At 41.4% G+C, this 15,142-nt stretch carries 13 protein-coding genes and 1 pseudogene; 4 read left to right on the top strand and 10 right to left on the bottom strand.

Going from position 1 to position 15,142, the window contains the following annotated elements; genetic code table 11:
• Window positions 1-497 precede the first annotated feature (497 nt).
• Window positions 498-1,541, top strand: a complete 1,044-nt coding sequence (locus ANSO36C_RS14025) for a M28 family peptidase (protein ID WP_251960022.1) — start codon at window positions 498-500, stop codon at window positions 1,539-1,541.
• A gap of 283 nt (window positions 1,542-1,824) precedes the next feature.
• Here the strand turns inward: ANSO36C_RS14025 and ANSO36C_RS14020 are convergent, their stop codons facing one another.
• From ANSO36C_RS14020 to ANSO36C_RS34215, 3 genes are all read right to left on the bottom strand, one after another.
• Window positions 1,825-2,451 (bottom strand): Uma2 family endonuclease, encoded by a 627-nt coding sequence (locus ANSO36C_RS14020; RefSeq protein ID WP_251960021.1) that lies wholly within the window; start codon window positions 2,449-2,451, stop codon window positions 1,825-1,827.
• A 112-nt stretch (window positions 2,452-2,563) separates the two neighbouring features.
• On the bottom strand, window positions 2,564-2,713 hold the full coding sequence (locus ANSO36C_RS34220) for a hypothetical protein (protein WP_323374585.1): 150 nt from the start codon (window positions 2,711-2,713) through the stop codon (window positions 2,564-2,566).
• Window positions 2,706-2,930, bottom strand: coding sequence for a hypothetical protein (locus ANSO36C_RS34215; RefSeq protein ID WP_323374584.1), 225 nt, complete (start codon window positions 2,928-2,930; stop codon window positions 2,706-2,708). The genes ANSO36C_RS34220 and ANSO36C_RS34215 overlap by 8 nt, the downstream gene beginning before the upstream one ends.
• Before the next feature lie 485 nt (window positions 2,931-3,415).
• Here ANSO36C_RS34215 and ANSO36C_RS14010 point away from each other — a divergent pair, with 485 nt between their 5' ends.
• The 3 genes from ANSO36C_RS14010 (at window position 3,416) to ANSO36C_RS14000 (ending at window position 6,788) form a co-directional block, all read left to right on the top strand.
• Complete coding sequence (locus ANSO36C_RS14010; protein ID WP_251960020.1) at window positions 3,416-3,613, top strand: hypothetical protein; 198 nt, start codon at window positions 3,416-3,418, stop codon at window positions 3,611-3,613.
• Window positions 3,610-5,283 (top strand): alpha/beta hydrolase, encoded by a 1,674-nt coding sequence (locus tag ANSO36C_RS14005; RefSeq protein WP_251960019.1) that lies wholly within the window; start codon window positions 3,610-3,612, stop codon window positions 5,281-5,283. The genes ANSO36C_RS14010 and ANSO36C_RS14005 overlap by 4 nt, the downstream gene beginning before the upstream one ends.
• Before the next feature lie 461 nt (window positions 5,284-5,744).
• On the top strand, window positions 5,745-6,788 hold the full coding sequence (locus ANSO36C_RS14000) for a J domain-containing protein (RefSeq protein WP_251960018.1): 1,044 nt from the start codon (window positions 5,745-5,747) through the stop codon (window positions 6,786-6,788).
• Between the two features lie 563 nt (window positions 6,789-7,351).
• On the opposite strand, the pseudogene ANSO36C_RS13995 reads toward ANSO36C_RS14000, so the two are convergent.
• The 7 genes and pseudogenes from ANSO36C_RS13995 to ANSO36C_RS13965 form a co-directional block, all read right to left on the bottom strand.
• Window positions 7,352-7,915 (bottom strand): annotated as a pseudogene (locus tag ANSO36C_RS13995) (DUF3124 domain-containing protein).
• 41 nt (window positions 7,916-7,956) lie between these two features.
• Entirely contained in the window at window positions 7,957-8,634 is a 678-nt protein-coding gene (locus ANSO36C_RS13990; protein WP_251960017.1) for a potassium channel family protein, read from the bottom strand.
• Between the two features lie 128 nt (window positions 8,635-8,762).
• Window positions 8,763-9,641 carry a bile acid:sodium symporter family protein gene (locus ANSO36C_RS13985; RefSeq protein WP_251960016.1) on the bottom strand — a complete coding sequence of 293 codons (879 nt, stop codon included), beginning with the start codon at window positions 9,639-9,641 and terminating at the stop codon, window positions 8,763-8,765.
• Between the two features lie 54 nt (window positions 9,642-9,695).
• Window positions 9,696-12,332 carry a carboxypeptidase-like regulatory domain-containing protein gene (locus ANSO36C_RS13980; RefSeq protein ID WP_251960015.1) on the bottom strand — a complete coding sequence of 879 codons (2,637 nt, stop codon included), beginning with the start codon at window positions 12,330-12,332 and terminating at the stop codon, window positions 9,696-9,698.
• A gap of 365 nt (window positions 12,333-12,697) precedes the next feature.
• On the bottom strand, window positions 12,698-13,525 hold the full coding sequence (locus ANSO36C_RS13975; protein WP_251960014.1) for a fimbrial biogenesis chaperone: 828 nt from the start codon (window positions 13,523-13,525) through the stop codon (window positions 12,698-12,700).
• A 181-nt stretch (window positions 13,526-13,706) separates the two neighbouring features.
• Window positions 13,707-14,180 carry a hypothetical protein gene (locus ANSO36C_RS13970; protein WP_251960013.1) on the bottom strand — a complete coding sequence of 158 codons (474 nt, stop codon included), beginning with the start codon at window positions 14,178-14,180 and terminating at the stop codon, window positions 13,707-13,709.
• Window positions 14,181-14,221: 41 nt separating this feature from the next.
• Window positions 14,222-14,695, bottom strand: a complete 474-nt coding sequence (locus tag ANSO36C_RS13965; RefSeq protein WP_251960012.1) for a hypothetical protein — start codon at window positions 14,693-14,695, stop codon at window positions 14,222-14,224.
• Window positions 14,696-15,142 lie beyond the last annotated feature (447 nt).

Below are 15,142 nucleotides of genomic sequence, written 5' to 3'. Positions count from 1 at the left end.
CTAAGTTTTGCAAAAGGAAGATACTGGATATTTTAATTTTTTGGAGAAAATTTGGGAGGTAGTCTAATAGCATATTCTCAACTAATGTAACCTAAACCCATCACAGTTTTTGAAGAAAAAATAATATCTTGATGCACTCTTTAATTACAGCGTATTTCAGGTAAATGAAGTGTATGGGTAGGGGCACAGCCTAGGCTGTTGACTTTGATGAAATTTGGGCGTTTTTGACTCATACTATTTTTGTGTCATTGCGAGCTTTGCGAAGCAATCGCAAAATCTCTGGGATTGCTTCGCAAAGCTCGCAATGACTACACATATTTTGCATGATTTGTTAACTTCTAAAAAGGCACAGAGTCAACACCCTAGCCATGTTCCCTACGATTATCTGTACCTCACACCTGTTGCAATCTGCTGTATGTAGGCATCGCAGACATCCAGTAACTTGAAGCATACATAATTAAAGTTACTACAACTCGGATGAGCCAAGGATAGATGACATGAGAAAATGGATTTGGCTAATGCTGTTGCTGTTGATGGCAGTTGCCGTGGTAGGTAGTAGGGGTAGCACGTTTTTTGAAGAGCGTCCTTCACCGACAATTGTTGAGCGCATTCCAGTGGAAGCACCCCAACCACAGCCAGAGTTACAGCAAGTTGATATTGCCCCACGAGTATCTACTGAGAAGCTATTAAGCCATATCCAAAATCTGAACTTTCAGCGCTACACAACAAAAGAGCGATCGCTTACTCGCACTTATATCACAACTGAACTCACAAAATTAGGTTGGAAGCCCAAATTAGAAAAGTTCTCTGAAGGTGTGAATATTTTTGCCGAACGTGCAGGAACTAATAAAGCTGCTAAAGCAATTCTCGTAGGAGCGCATTATGACACTGTTGCCTTATCTCCTGGTGCTGATGATAATGCCAGTGGTGTAGCCGTGGTTCTGGAAGTAGCGCGGTTACTGGGTTCCCGTCCCACGCAACGGACGTTACAGCTAGCTTTTTTTGACCAAGAGGAAACAGGACTTTTAGGTAGTCAGGCTTTTGTAAGCAAGACACCACGCTTGCAAAATTTAGGCGGGGCGATCGTTATGGATATGGTAGGTTACGCTTGTTACACTACTGGCTGTCAAAAATACCCTGCTGGATTGCCTGTTACACCACCTAGCGACAAGGGCGACTTTTTGGCAGTAGTCGGTGATACAGAGCATTTACCTTTGCTGAATGCCTTTCAAAACCCCTCAACCGCCTTGGATAAACAGGAATCAAATTTGCCAGCAGTCTTAACACTGCCGATTCCTTTTAAAGGTTTGCTGACACCCGATACTCTACGCAGCGACCATGCACCGTTTTGGTATCAGGGGGTGGGTGCTGTGTTGGTGACAGATACCGCAAATTTACGCACTCCTTACTACCATAAACCTAGTGATATGCCGACGAATATCGAGCGATCGTTTTTCATAGGTGCAGCACAAATTGTAATTAATGCTACTACTAACTTGTTAGAAAAGACTGAAGTTTTGGAAACTCAATCACCAAGCTAAATAAGTCGATGAAAATAAATCAAGCTAGTAGTCTATCGCAAAAGTTTTGATAGGTAAATCAGCTTTAAATTCCTCTTCTCTAACTCTTAACTTTGCGTTCTTTGCGTCCTTCTCCCAAGGGGAGACGCTAACGCGAATGCGGTTCGTTTCTCAACCCCATCAAAATTAATGCGATAAACCACTAATGCTTCTTAACTTTCTGCTGTATTTGAGTTGTTATGCTGCATTTTTACTTTGGGTTAACCAGGACTAATCTACTACGGTAGTCGAAATAATGGCGATTTTATCTACCAGCCCTTAACACCTGTTCAGCCGTTAGTTTTAAATCTGGGAAAGTTTGAGAGACGATGGTCTGATTGCCTCGAAACTGTTGAATTTCATACTCCCCATTCACTAGCGTACAAATAGAGAGGGTGGGTTGTTTGGGCTTCCCAATGTGTCGAGTACCACCATTAGCTGCGTAGTCTGCAATCCAATATTCGGGAATGCCTAAAACCGCGTAGTCTTCAACCTTACGGGCATAATCATTTTGCCAGTTACTACTAACAACTTCCGCCACAAATTTAATCGAACTGCCCAGTGTCAAAATTGACTGGTCAGACCAAAGCGGTTCTTTGATAAGTTCATCTGGATCGACAACTGCAACATCAGGTCGAAATGCCGTCATACCAATATTAGAAGGGCGCAATAGTCCTCGCTGAAGGACAAACCAAGGTAAGCCTGCTCGGTCGATCTGGACACATATCTTTGTGGTAATGAAGGCTGCAACCTCTTCATGGAGACCTGTTGGTTCCAAGTCAAACACCTCTCCATCGATTAGTTCATAGCGGTTATCGCCACTATAACGGGCAAGAAACTCATCAAAGTTCAGTGGCTTCTGTTGTATTGGTTGGTTGATCGCAATAGTCATAAGTCAACTTAGCCCAATCAATGCCTTCAGTCTACCAAATGGAATATGTAAGCAACTCCACGGCTAAGGCTAAACAACAGACAGAAGGCTATAATTCTACGAATTATGTTGACTAACTTTTGGTTCCGGGAAAGTCAACGTCCAGTTCATGTTTATCATTGAGTTGGAAGTACAAACCTTGGAGAATGAGCCGCAAAGATGTTCGAGTTCTAATAAACTTTCTCAGCAGATAAGTTTCTGGTTCAGCAAAGATATTATCCAAAATTATTTTTATGACCGAACTGTTGGGAACAATAACTGCCAGCACCTTTAACTCTGACTACAAAAAATGGAGATTGTTTGTATTTATCAGGAATCATAAAGATTCCATATACATGGTGACGACCACGCCACGGCTGAACAACAACTTTAGTAGCATATACTTGGAATTTTGTAGTTTTTGATGCTAAAAAATCGTCGAGATTGACAATCAGAATCATTCACAGGCCACCACAGTGTAATAATACTCAGAGAGAGAAGCAAAATTAAAATATAGCGGAGTCTGTGACGCATAAAGCTAAGGAAGATTTTTGATGCGGCTGCTAGAATTTGATGAGTAATGATAGTGCAGCTACAACAGTAAGACTATCTACTGACAACACCTCTGCAACACGATCTAAAGGACAAAGACAAAACATGAAGCGATCGCTTAAACTTTTCTGTGATCAAAACTTACAATCACTCAATTTAGGATTTTAGATTTTAGATTTATCCCATACATAAAATCTGGTTGCGCTGGATAAAGAATTTTGGATTGTTGCTGTTACAGTATTAAACCTACCGGAGAAACAATCGGGTTTTTGTGGCTGTCAACACTGAATTTATGCTTAAATTTTTAGCTGTGATGAATTCTACAATTCGTCGCTTTTAATGTAACTTTATCGAACAGAATTCAGGAGTCAGGAGTCAGAATTCAGAATGAATTTTGTACGACTGGCGGATAGCGCCGGCGGAAGAGCGAGTCCGCGATAGCGAAGCATTAGCGACGCAGGAGCGTCGCGTCATTGCGAATTGCGAATTGCGAATTGCGAATTGGTTTTATTTCTGGGTAATTAACGGGGTAGTCAAATACACAAATATCCGTTATATTCCCGTAAGTAACACTTGGTATAAATATTTATGAGAATAAGTTGGGGAAGTCTTAAGGCAGTTGCGGGTTTCTTTAGCGCAATTATACTTACACAGTTCGGGGCAAATACTTCCGCCACTGCGGCTGACACAGTTGTTGTGCGTCTGGGTTTATTTACAGAATCCATCTCTCTTGCTGAGTTGCAAAAGGCTGCAAAAACTGGGGAATTGCCTCAAAGTTTGCAGTCTTACACTCAAGGATTATCTGAAGAACAACGACGCTCTTTTTTGGGGGCGTTGGGGATGAATATACCGATGAATGTTGTCACACTTGATAAGTTAATTAATACTCAGATTGGCACAACTATTCTCAATGATTTCGCTACTGCTTTAGCCCGAAAGGATAAAGCTGGGGTACAAGCACTGAGAGCAGGATTGGTATTAGGTTCTACTGCACCGCAGGGTCTTTCTATACTGAGTTTTATTGCTGCTTATCCCAGTAAACGCTTAGAAATTGATTTGCCAAAGGCTTTCGTTGTTGTAGGGAGTTTGAATACAGCTTTCTGGCGCACCCAACAATTTATGCTAGCGTTGACCCGTAACGGATTGTCGTCAGACATTGCTTCCCAACTTGACCCCAGAACACCGCAGATTGCTTTTCCTTTTGACCCCAGCCAACCGGGAGTAGCTCAAGTAAAAATACTCAACCTCAGCCTGAATGACCAAAAGCGCGACCGTAAAATTCCAGTTGATATTTACTGGTCAACTGCTGCAACTGCCGACAAACCCGTAATTGTCTTTTCTCACGGCTTCGGGTCAGTCCGCACAGACTTGCGTTACCTGGCTGAACATTTAGCATCCCACGGTTATGTAGTAGCAGCTTTAGAACATCCTGGTAGTAATGAGGCAAATACTAACTCAGCATTACAAGGCAAAACCAGAGTTATGAAGCCTCAGGAGTTTTTGTATCGCCCTCAAGATATTAGTTTTGTCCTCGACGAATTAGAAAAGCTCAACCAAACAGCTAATAATTCGTTGCAAGGGAAACTTGCAACCAATAAAGCGATGGTTATCGGCTATTCTTTGGGCGGTAGTACAGCTTTAGCACTTGCTGGAGCCGAGTTACAACTGGAACGTCTCAAACAACGCTGTAAAGAGAACTTAACTATCTTGAGTCTGGGAGAAAATATTCAGTGTATCGCTCAACAACTGCCAGAAAATAGCTATCAACTACGGGATACTAGAATCAAACAGGCGATCGCACTCAATCCTACAACATCTCTGATCTTTGGCGAAACTGGATTAACTAAGGTGCAAGTTCCTACCCTAGTGTTAGCAGGTTCCGCAGATAAAACCACCCCAGCTTTAACTGAACAAATTATGGGATTTGACAAAATCCCATCTCCAAAGTGGCTAGTTGGTATAGTTGGGGGTACTCATCTGAGTGTAAAAGACCCTAGTACAACTTTGGATCAGATAGGACAACCAAATACCCCCATTAGTGGCGGTGAAATTGTGGGTGAACAAGCTGCTGATGTTCGCAAGTACCTTAAAGCTATAGCTTTAGCTTTTGCTTTCCAGATGACTCCAGAAGCTAAAAACTATACTGTCTTTCTGACATCAGATTATGCCCAGTTTGCTTCAACTACTGCATTCCCATTCCGCTTAATTACGCAGATTCCTCCTGATGCTATGGCAGTGGTGAAAGAATTTGTTGGCAAATAAGGGACTTCCAATTAGAAAAAATATCCAATTTTTTTGTAGGGGGCCAGTGTATTGCCAAGAGTTTCCTGAAAATCAGTTTCCTCGGATAGTGTAGCCTCTTTTCTACCAGAGGCTGCGCCAAAAACTCTGCGTATCTCCTAGGCAAATACTGCTGAGATATTTTTTTTAACTGGAAGTCCCTAAGCGCTAAGTTTTTACGCGATTACGCCCCACCGTAGAATTCCCAAAGGGCTGTAGGGCGATCGCACTACGTGTCTGGTAAAATCTTCTTTAGACATCTTCAAAAATGAATATAGAGACGTAGCAGTGCTACGTCTCTATAAGGGTTATGGATAATGCATATTTAATTTCTGAAGATGTCTTTTATATTTAAAAATGCTTGCTTGACACCTTGTAAAGTTCTTTACTCTAGTTCTACTGATATCCTATATCCTTCTTAATAAATTATCAATTTTATATATATGCCTCGAAAAACCCCACCTCCATCCCACTCAACTAAAGCAACTCCACTAGCTCTTTCCCAATTACATATCCGCTTACAGTTTCTAGAAAAAGAACACCAATCGCTACTCAAACAAATTAAGAGAAAGCGCACAGAACTGAAGAATTTTGTTGAACAAACGCGAATTTTTGCAACAGAAATATTGCATAAAGCCAGCCCCAGTTTCCAAAAGATGGCTGAATTAGACCACGATATTCATGCTCTATTTGATGAAATTTTTACTACTAGAAAGTTTGGGAAACAAACCCTCAAAAATATAGAGGCAGTATATCTTAATCTTCAGTTGACAGGAATTATTAGTCTGAAACCGAGTCATAAACACTTCAATACAGAGCTAGACGAATTGTCTGACAATCCCGAATCTGATTTTTCAAGAGAAACTGCTGAAGAGGGCTATGAACATTGGCAAACACAAGAATCTGTAGAATCTCAGTCCGTAGCTAGAACAGAAGATAAAAGAAAAATTCGTGAAACATTTCTGAGGTTAGCTGAAATCTTTCACCCTGACAAGGTAAAAGACAACGAGACACAGAGATATTATACAGAAATCATGAAATCAATCAATCAAGCCTACCAAGAAGGTGATTTAGCAAGACTTTTAGAAATTGAGTTACTTCAGCAAGTCGGGGAAGTTATTGACAATAATAGCGAGGATGATTTAACTCGGAAATGTCGAACTCTTTCTCAACAAAACCAAATTCTCCTCACTCAATATGAAAACTTAAAACGGGAACTACCTTTGGCAAAAAATACTCCAGAAGGAGCGATGGTTTCCGATTCTCGTAAAGCTGCTAAAAAAGGCATTGACTCTATGGCTATTATGGTAGAAACCATAGACAATCAAATTAACGTTGTTTCTCAGATTCGGGATTTTGTCAAGGACTTTAGAGAGCAAAAGATTACTATCAAAGAATTCCTCGGTGGGCCACCAAGTTTGCACTCCTTAGACGAAGAAATTATGGAAGATATTCTTGAGCAGATGTTGTCAGAATTAATGAGATAAGCTAATTTTTATTGATTTTTCCAGATTGATTCGTTTGTAATAAGCGGCTATATAAGTAGGTGGGCGGGGAAACTTATCACTATGTCATTGCGTACCGCCAAGGGCGGAACCCGTAGGGTACGGAGCAACGCGGAGTGAAGCAATCGCAAGGCTTTTAAGCGATTTACCTTTTGTAATCTAGTTAGATTTATTTGTGCCTACCTACTTAGCGTCTAACAGGAATAAAATGAAAGCTTATATCTGAATCTTGCTTGAATAACTAGTCAACCCAAAAGAATTGCTTTTTCATACTTTTTCAGCAACCCCTAGTTAGATATTGAGTCTCTGACTCAATGAATGCATTCCCATGCTCCGCATGGGAACGAGGAAAGTTAATGATTGCATTCTTATGCGGAGCATGGGAACAAGGAAACGAGGAAAAACTTAATTACGAATTACGTTAGCGTAGCGGGTAGCGAGTCTTGCCTACGGCACGCCAAGGGCGATAGCGCAGCGTATACCCTTCGGGATGCTTCGCTTAGAGCGAGTCATCGAGCGTCACGAGCGTCATTACGAATTACGAATTATTTTAAAAGCGATCGCTTATCCTTATTTTGAGTTTTAATTACTCTACCAGGACTGATAAAAGAAATTCCTTGTTGAAAGTCAGTACCAATCATGACTGCCTCCACTATCGGTTCGGATATTTCTGTTTGGGCTACCCACTCGACAATAAAGTTTGCACCTAAACCTCCAGTGGTGTCATTTCTATTTACAAAAAAGTCTGTAGAAGCTAGGGCATCAAGTTGAATAGGACGCTCTAAATATTCTTTAACTAGTTTCCCTTCTGAGTTATAGTAGCGCACAGAAGTAATAGACGATCGCATTGGTCAAATCTGTATTCCGAATACTTAGCGTAACTGCTAACTCGAAAATCTCCTGCCGATTGTGATGATAGATATGAGAGTAGACTGGAACATAAACAGTTTGACTGCTTGCTATCTTAAAATTCTTATCCAGCGTCACGATTTTTTGCAATGGGGTTGCTGGAATGGCATCGGGTTGTGACTTTGGTGGAATTTCAGGTGATTGACAAGATACAAGAAGAATACAGCGATCGCTAAATAAATATATCGATACAGCTTCATCAAAACTATCTACACCAATTATTATATATAGCTAACTACGCTCAACATTTTTGTTCAATAAAATCAATGACTTGATGTAAACATCCTGGTTTAGTCACAATCAGCACAGTTGAATGAGGTTCCAGTATTGTACTACCGTTAGGAATCATCAAATCTTCGTGGGGATGGGGTTGATAGCCAATAATTAGCGAACCACTAGGAAATTGGGAATCCTGAGCAATTTCGGCAACGCTACGACCAGCCACATAACAATTGTTGGGGATGGAAAGTTTCAGAACCTCAATCTGTCCCTGCTCAAAATGCATCATTGATTCCACTTGTGGATATTCAATGGCATTCACCATTGTTGAAACTGATAGTTCAACAGTACTGATAACATGGTTAGCTCCAGCGATACGTAACGGTTCGGCAAAATCGGGGTGGCGCATCCGACTCAAAATATGGGTGACACCGTAATGTTTTGCAAGAGTCACCATTGCCAAGTTTAAGGCATCACTTCTCAGAACAGCTGCCAAGGAACCGGCTTTGCGAATCCCCGCTTCTAACAATACTTCTGTACTTACAGCACTGCCTTCAAAAGCCATTGCACCCACTTGTTCACGGGCATAGCGGCAAGCGATAGGGTCAATGTCAATTACGGCAACAGTATGTCCCAGTTCTACCAGTTTTTGCGCCAAATTTAAGCCCACTAAGCCTGCACCACCAATTAGTACGTACATGTATATTCTTGATACTCTCTTCGACTTCCTATTCCACTTTACAACTTCGCAAAGGAATGAAAGTCTAGCTTGTATGGGGATACTTTCAATTACTGGACAACCAGACTTGGCAATCAGGCAAACTACTTTTATGCTTTCAACAAGCTTTGGCGACGACTAGCCCACCAAGCAAATCCAGCGCCGGTTACAAACATTAGCAGACCATAAATTGCCCCAGGAATGGCCATTGTAGGACTATTTAGTAGCGTAGGCGTAGAAGCGATCGCGATCGCCAGAGTCCCATTTTGAATTCCTACTTCTATGGTAATTGCCGTAACGCGTTTTTCTCCTAATCTGGTTAAGGTTGCGATCGCAAAACCTAAAGCCATTGCAACCACATTCAAAATCAGAGTTGCCCAGCCCACATCTATTACATAAGAAATAAAATTATTCCGTTCTCGCAGCAGCACTCCAGTAATTACCACCGCCAGGAAAAATAAAGACAGCCACTTCACAGGTTTATCTGCCTTGTCTGCCAATCCGGGTGCATACCGCTTGGCTATCATCCCAATTGCTACAGGTAGAAGTGTAATCACCGCAATCTGCAAAACAGTATTTAAGAAAGGTAACTGTAGCGTTGTTCCTTCCCCCAAAAATCTCTGCATTGACAAATTTACTACCAAAGGAATCGTAAAAACAGTAATGAAACTACTAATAGCTGTTAGCGTCACAGAAAGAGCAACATCACCCCCAGCCAAAAACGTAATCATATTAGAAGTAGCGCCACCGGGACAGGCTGCTAAAATCATCACACCTACCGCTAATTGTGGGTCAAGGGGAAACACTGACGCAATGCCAAAGCCCACAATTGGCAACACAATTAACTGCGCCACCAAGCCAATCACCACCGCTTTGGGATAGGTTACAACTCGCTTAAAGTCTTCTAGGGTCAAGGTTAACCCCATACCTAACATGATAATAAATAGAGCTAGGGGTAGAAAAACAGCCGTCAGAAAATTTGCTTCCATCCTTAACCCGCGTTGGTAACAATAAAAGTGCCTCTGGATTGTACCGTGTTCCTGTTAGGGGATTGACGGCTGTTGCAAATTAAGCTCTTGGAATGCTTCAGAAGACTCTTCCAATTTGAAGCTACCAGCAGATTTACCGTTGATTTGTAGAGTGTATTTACCCTGTGGCAAGCCTTCTAAATAATAGACTCCAGCACCGTTGGTAACAGAAAAACGCCGAGTTCCCTGATCTGCTTGTATAGCTTCTATCCGTGCGCCTGCGATCGCTTGACCTTGAGCATCCGTGACTACTCCCGATCGCGTGTAAGAACGAATTAGGGGAATCATCACAGGGGTATAACTCCCAGCAATCACATCCACGGCAGAAGACTCGACCGCAGCCTGCCAATCAGGGGGTAAACCTGCTGGATCAAGGTCGAGGCGATAAATGCCAGGATACATTCGTACTAAAGTGCGACCACCCTGGATTTGTGGTGAAAATGACTTAAGTGGTTTATTGTTCAGAGTCAACAATAAATCAGCGTTATCTGTATAAACTTCTTCCCCTTCATCCTGTTTGCCGTTATTGTTCCGGTCAAAAAATGGCTTAATCAGCAGTCCGCCTTGTGTACGGAAGTAACTAGAACGGCGATCGCCTGGACTAACACCCCCTTGTAAATTTAGGCTAGAAGCTAAATCTATGCTGAAAGTTGCTTCATCGGAACTTGGCGATACACCTTGATAACGCGCCCGTAATAGCAAACCGGGTAAAACTGTTGTTGATAATGTGGCTAGTAGTCCGCTACCCTGAGAACCAATGCCATAACCCAACTGTGCTTCCCACCTATAATTACCATCAATCGCCTGTTGTTGTGAACGATAGCGCCAACTCACACTTAGCAAGCTGTCGCTACGATTTTGATTCTGTGTTTCATAATTTAACAGCAGTGCGCTGCCACCACTAGAAAAACTGTTTTTAGAAAATTTGTAAGTCAGTTCCGACAAACTGCCAATTTCGTTACCGCGTTGCGTTAATTCTAACCTCCCAAGACGTTGCAGCAAATTCCAGCGCAGGCGGTTTTTAGTATCTAAGCTGACACGGGCAAAGGTAAAGGCATCTTTGCCACTCAAGTTAATTTGCATTCCGCCAGATGTCGCATCAGCTGTGTCAGTACTAGTGAATAAGGTGAATTGAGGCAAAACTCGCCAATCTAGATTAAAACGGCTAGACAAGCGATCGCTAGTAAATGCAGCGCTCAAGTTGGATGATGGATTGTAGCGAATATCTGTATTCACATCCCACTTATTACCCGTCAGTGCTGAAACTGCTACCTGCAAAGGTAACTTTCCCGGACGCCAAAATAATTCTGCTAAGGCTCTAGGCGATTCGTCGTACACTCCACCTAAGCCTACTGTTAGATTTTCCGATAAACCCCAACGCCCTGCAATTCCCCCCCGAAAGTCAGAAAAGTTGCCCAACAGACTTTGATTTCCCAAAGAATTCCGTCGTAAGCCACCAGAAACGATCAATCCTGAAGCACCTGCTGGTAATTGCCCTGGGACTGTAGAAAAAGTAGCCTCTTGAATTTCTGGTTGGGCGGTGAGTCGCCCTTGGGGATACAGCAAGACGCGATAATTGTTGCCTAAAAATTGATTTTGACTTTTAATATTTTCAAAGCGGTAAATGCCAGAAGAATCAACTAAAATTTCGGCAATGACGCGATCGCCAAAACCTTGTACTAACCGCGCTAATGTACCTGGTTCAGTCTTACCAGAAATTGTGCGCCCAATAGCATCTGCTTGTAAACGTTGCCGAGGATCAGAAGAACCACCACCAAAGGGTTGAGGTGGTACAAATCCCTGCCGTTGAATGGATGTAAAACCCCAATAGTCTCCTGTTCCTTGAGTCTGCCAAAAAGTTGGCTGGGAACCCACAAAATAATCAGCTGAATTAGTTTGTCGAAGAAACTGCGCTTCGGCAATATTCCAAGTTTGCGGATTTTGTAAATTTGGTTGATCGGTGCGAATGAACCATGAACCACCGAAAGCACTACCAACAGCAAGGAAATCACCTCTATAATTTGTTGATCTGGTAGCACTACCACTAGCATTGACCTTTTGTTCAATTGCGGCAACACTAAAATTTTGAGGTGAAATGTGTGGTAATCCTTCTAGTTGAATCGGAGTTTCTATTTCTGCCAGGTTGCCACTAGATTGATCTAGCCCTGGAACATCCAAAACAATGGCATATTCATTGATATCAAATTTCGCCGTTACGCCAAAGAGAGTTTGTAAATCTTGAATTGTAAAGACTAATCCTAATTCTGGATCGGTGCGAAGTTTCGTTGGATCAATACGAGTTACAACACCAGGCGATCGCACTTCTAATTGCCCATCAGGTAAAGTGGTAACATTTAATTTCAACCCTTGAATTACAGCATCATAAGGTAACAGCCAATTTGCAAAATTAATTGCTTCGGAACCATCTTCTTGACCACGCACTAAAACGCTAGAATTGACATTACGGTTGCCTACATTCAATCCTACGGGAAAAACTTTAAATTCGGATTCCTTAGCTAATTGAGTACTTGTGGGCGTTTGTAGATTGGAAATAGTAGCCGTATCTGCCTTAGCTGGCGTGATAATAATTTGACAGATAAGAGCGATCGCAGCTAGCAGACATTTACTTTTCTTTACTAACCGAAGTTGCACAATTTTTTCATTTATCAGGAAATTCATTTATAAAAATAGAGACATTGCAATGCAACGTCTCTACAAACATATAATTCCCACATAGCAAGCGAAATTATCGAGATTACTGCTATATTTGGCAGCAATAAAATCTTTTGAAAATCAGTCTATAAATACGAACTTGAAAACCAATATTTAATCTAATAAACTTCGGTTCACGCAAGAGAGTGATAAATCATCGTCTCTATAAATAACTGATTATTCTAGTGTAAGAATGGCGATTTATCGTGTCTTTGTGATCTAGAATTTTCATCAAAAAACTTAAGCTAACCCGATTAGAATTTAATCTGAATTTCTTAATTAAGAATTATGAATTATAGTACAAGCTATTTATTTTGTGATGTAGCCGTTTGTGTAGGAATAGTAATATTTAGATTGAAAGGCAATTTACTTTTGTTACTGTCTTCACCCCAGAACAACTCACCACTTAGCTGATATTGACCGGGTTTTAGGGCTGGTTGGTCTTTGTTGGGGTAATTTAATAAAAAATTGCGATCGCTATTTGCCACTACAGCATTGGAATCTATTTGTCCAGTTTTTACAACAGTTGTTCCTTGGCGTAAAGTCCATTTTACACTAGGAAGAACAGTTGCTTGACCGCTATTTTTAACTAAGAGTTGAATTTGTTTTTGCTCTCGATTAAAGCTGGCGCTATCAATCGCTAGTTGGGGAGAAAGATTGCCTTTCCTCACATAAAATGTCACGCCAATTCGTGCTACCAAAGTAACGTTATTACCAGCAGCATCTTTGGATTCATTGAGAGTTTCATTAAACACTACCGCTCGATATTCCCCGTCAGGTAAATTAGGAGCCAAGCGACTAATGAGGCGCACCCGCCGTACTTCTCCAGGTTTGACAGTCAACTCACGCGGTGAGAATTGCAGATATTTTGTCAAGTCACTGGGACTAGAGGATAAGGTTTGAAATCCCGAATCGCGGCTATATGTGAAAGGTTGAGCATAGATCCGAATCCGAGAAGGGGTCTTACTGGTATTGGAAATTGTAATCATTCCTTGAGCTTGTCCGCGTTCCGCCTTAGCTTCAATCACCAGAGGAGAAACGCTCATTTGTGCTTTAGCAGCAACAGGAAACAAAACTAGTGCAAATAAGCCAGCACTAACAGCAGCTAGAGAGCGCCAATTATTATTGAGCATATTTATAAATGTGGCAGGATTGTAAATTTAATTCCTGATTTATAGTTCCCAAAAGCAGACTTATTTTATCTATGGGTAATGAGAAAAATATCTTGCCGCTTGAAGATTTACTCTCTAGCGACAAGATATTCAGCAACTATTTTTCTCAACTGATCTGAAGGTAAACTGGAAAAATTTTAGACTATGGCACGATAGTCAAGGTTGTTACATAGCTGTAGTTTCCAGGAGTAAGGGGACTGCCTTTATCTACGATCATGTCTATATCCAAAGGCAAACCGCTACCTCCTGGCAGGAACACAGGATTAGCATTCTGAGAATCTGTACTGCCAAAAGGTGAGTTGATTATTCCAACAGAAAACATGGGCGTAAACCCAGGGCCTCCGGTCTGCTGTGGCTTAGATATACTTACTCTGGCACCTTGGTTACAGCTAACAAAAACCTTACCAAATTGCCCTCCAGTATATCCTCCCGCTAGTGAAGTTGGGTTAGTCTGCTGGTTGAGTCCCAATTTACCAGGGATAATTTGATCGAAGTTGCAGACACCACCGACATTTGCTGTAAAGGGAACATCAGCCGTTTGTGCCATTGTTTTGGGTGCAAGAATAGCAGAACCAACAATGATTAAAGCGGCAGTTAATAAAGAACGACGAATCATTTTTAAATCCTTTTAAAATAGATAAGGGTTGGAGAAAACAGTTATGGTGCAATGGTTAAAGTAACAACGTAGGTATAAGTTCCTGGCGTAAAGGCTACTGGTCGCTCTACCAATAAACCCACCTCTAAATTGGTGTTACCTGGTGGCAAAATTCCACTCCCACTGCTAACATCACTGCGAAGGTTGGTCGAACCAAATTTTAAAAACCCAATGTGCGTTGTCCCAGATGGATCAACACTAGGCCCAGATACAAACCTCGCGGGTGAAACAGAGATGCTGGCGGATGTGCTGGTTTGCACAGCGATAGTGGCAGGAGTTTGCGATTCAAACTTTGTCGGAATTCCACCAGAATCGCTAGAAATAGTTGGTTCAGCAGTGCCAGGGGCAGGAGAACTAAAAGTAGCTTCAACTGGAACTATTCCACTGAAAGGAACATTTGCATTTTGAGCTAGTACAGCTTGATCTAGAGCGAATACTAACGCTAGGCTAGAAGTTAACGCTAGACGGTAAAGCATAAAAAAGTTAACTGATTACTCAGCTTTGTTCTGTATCAGTGTCTTGTTCATATATAATCGATAAAAAGCTACATTATCTACCGTAAAAATACGAAATTACCATCCCAGAATCAAATTGCGTTAAAATACTTAAAGTTGGACGTTTATAAATTTTAAGTTTTTTACATCTGTCGATTATCGATTCATGCGATCGCAACTTTATATATCAATACGCTAGGCTTTGTGAAAAATAGTAGGTTGGGTTTCGCTATTGCTCAACCCAACATTATCAAGTATTTTTAGTTTTTACCCTTAACTGAACTGTATTGCTTTATATATACAGAAAAAAATAATTAACTCAACAGAACAACCCCACGAATTTATCTGTGGGGTTGTGACTATTAGGGACTCCCAAATAAAAAATATACAACTATTTATTGTGGGGTGTGCATCTCGCCCGCCCACAGT

This window comes from Nostoc cf. commune SO-36, from assembly GCF_023734775.1.
Taxonomy (GTDB): domain Bacteria; phylum Cyanobacteriota; class Cyanobacteriia; order Cyanobacteriales; family Nostocaceae; genus Nostoc; species Nostoc commune_A.
This window is presented reverse-complemented; position numbering and strand designations above follow the sequence as displayed.

What these genes read in the sequence shown, in the direction of transcription:
- ANSO36C_RS13965 (WP_251960012.1), bottom strand. Translation starts at nt 14,695, where the DNA reads ATGCTTTACCGTCTAGCGTTAACTTCTAGCCTAGCGTTAGTATTCGCT.
- ANSO36C_RS13975 (WP_251960014.1), bottom strand. Translation starts at nt 13,525, where the DNA reads ATGCTCAATAATAATTGGCGCTCTCTAGCTGCTGTTAGTGCTGGCTTA.
- ANSO36C_RS14000 (WP_251960018.1), top strand. Translation starts at nt 5,745, where the DNA reads ATGCCTCGAAAAACCCCACCTCCATCCCACTCAACTAAAGCAACTCCA.
- ANSO36C_RS13985 (WP_251960016.1), bottom strand. Translation starts at nt 9,641, where the DNA reads ATGGAAGCAAATTTTCTGACGGCTGTTTTTCTACCCCTAGCTCTATTT.
- ANSO36C_RS13990 (WP_251960017.1), bottom strand. Translation starts at nt 8,634, where the DNA reads ATGTACGTACTAATTGGTGGTGCAGGCTTAGTGGGCTTAAATTTGGCG.
- ANSO36C_RS34215 (WP_323374584.1), bottom strand. Translation starts at nt 2,930, where the DNA reads ATGATTCTGATTGTCAATCTCGACGATTTTTTAGCATCAAAAACTACA.
- ANSO36C_RS14005 (WP_251960019.1), top strand. Translation starts at nt 3,610, where the DNA reads ATGAGAATAAGTTGGGGAAGTCTTAAGGCAGTTGCGGGTTTCTTTAGC.
- ANSO36C_RS14020 (WP_251960021.1), bottom strand. Translation starts at nt 2,451, where the DNA reads ATGACTATTGCGATCAACCAACCAATACAACAGAAGCCACTGAACTTT.
- ANSO36C_RS14025 (WP_251960022.1), top strand. Translation starts at nt 498, where the DNA reads ATGAGAAAATGGATTTGGCTAATGCTGTTGCTGTTGATGGCAGTTGCC.
- ANSO36C_RS13970 (WP_251960013.1), bottom strand. Translation starts at nt 14,180, where the DNA reads ATGATTCGTCGTTCTTTATTAACTGCCGCTTTAATCATTGTTGGTTCT.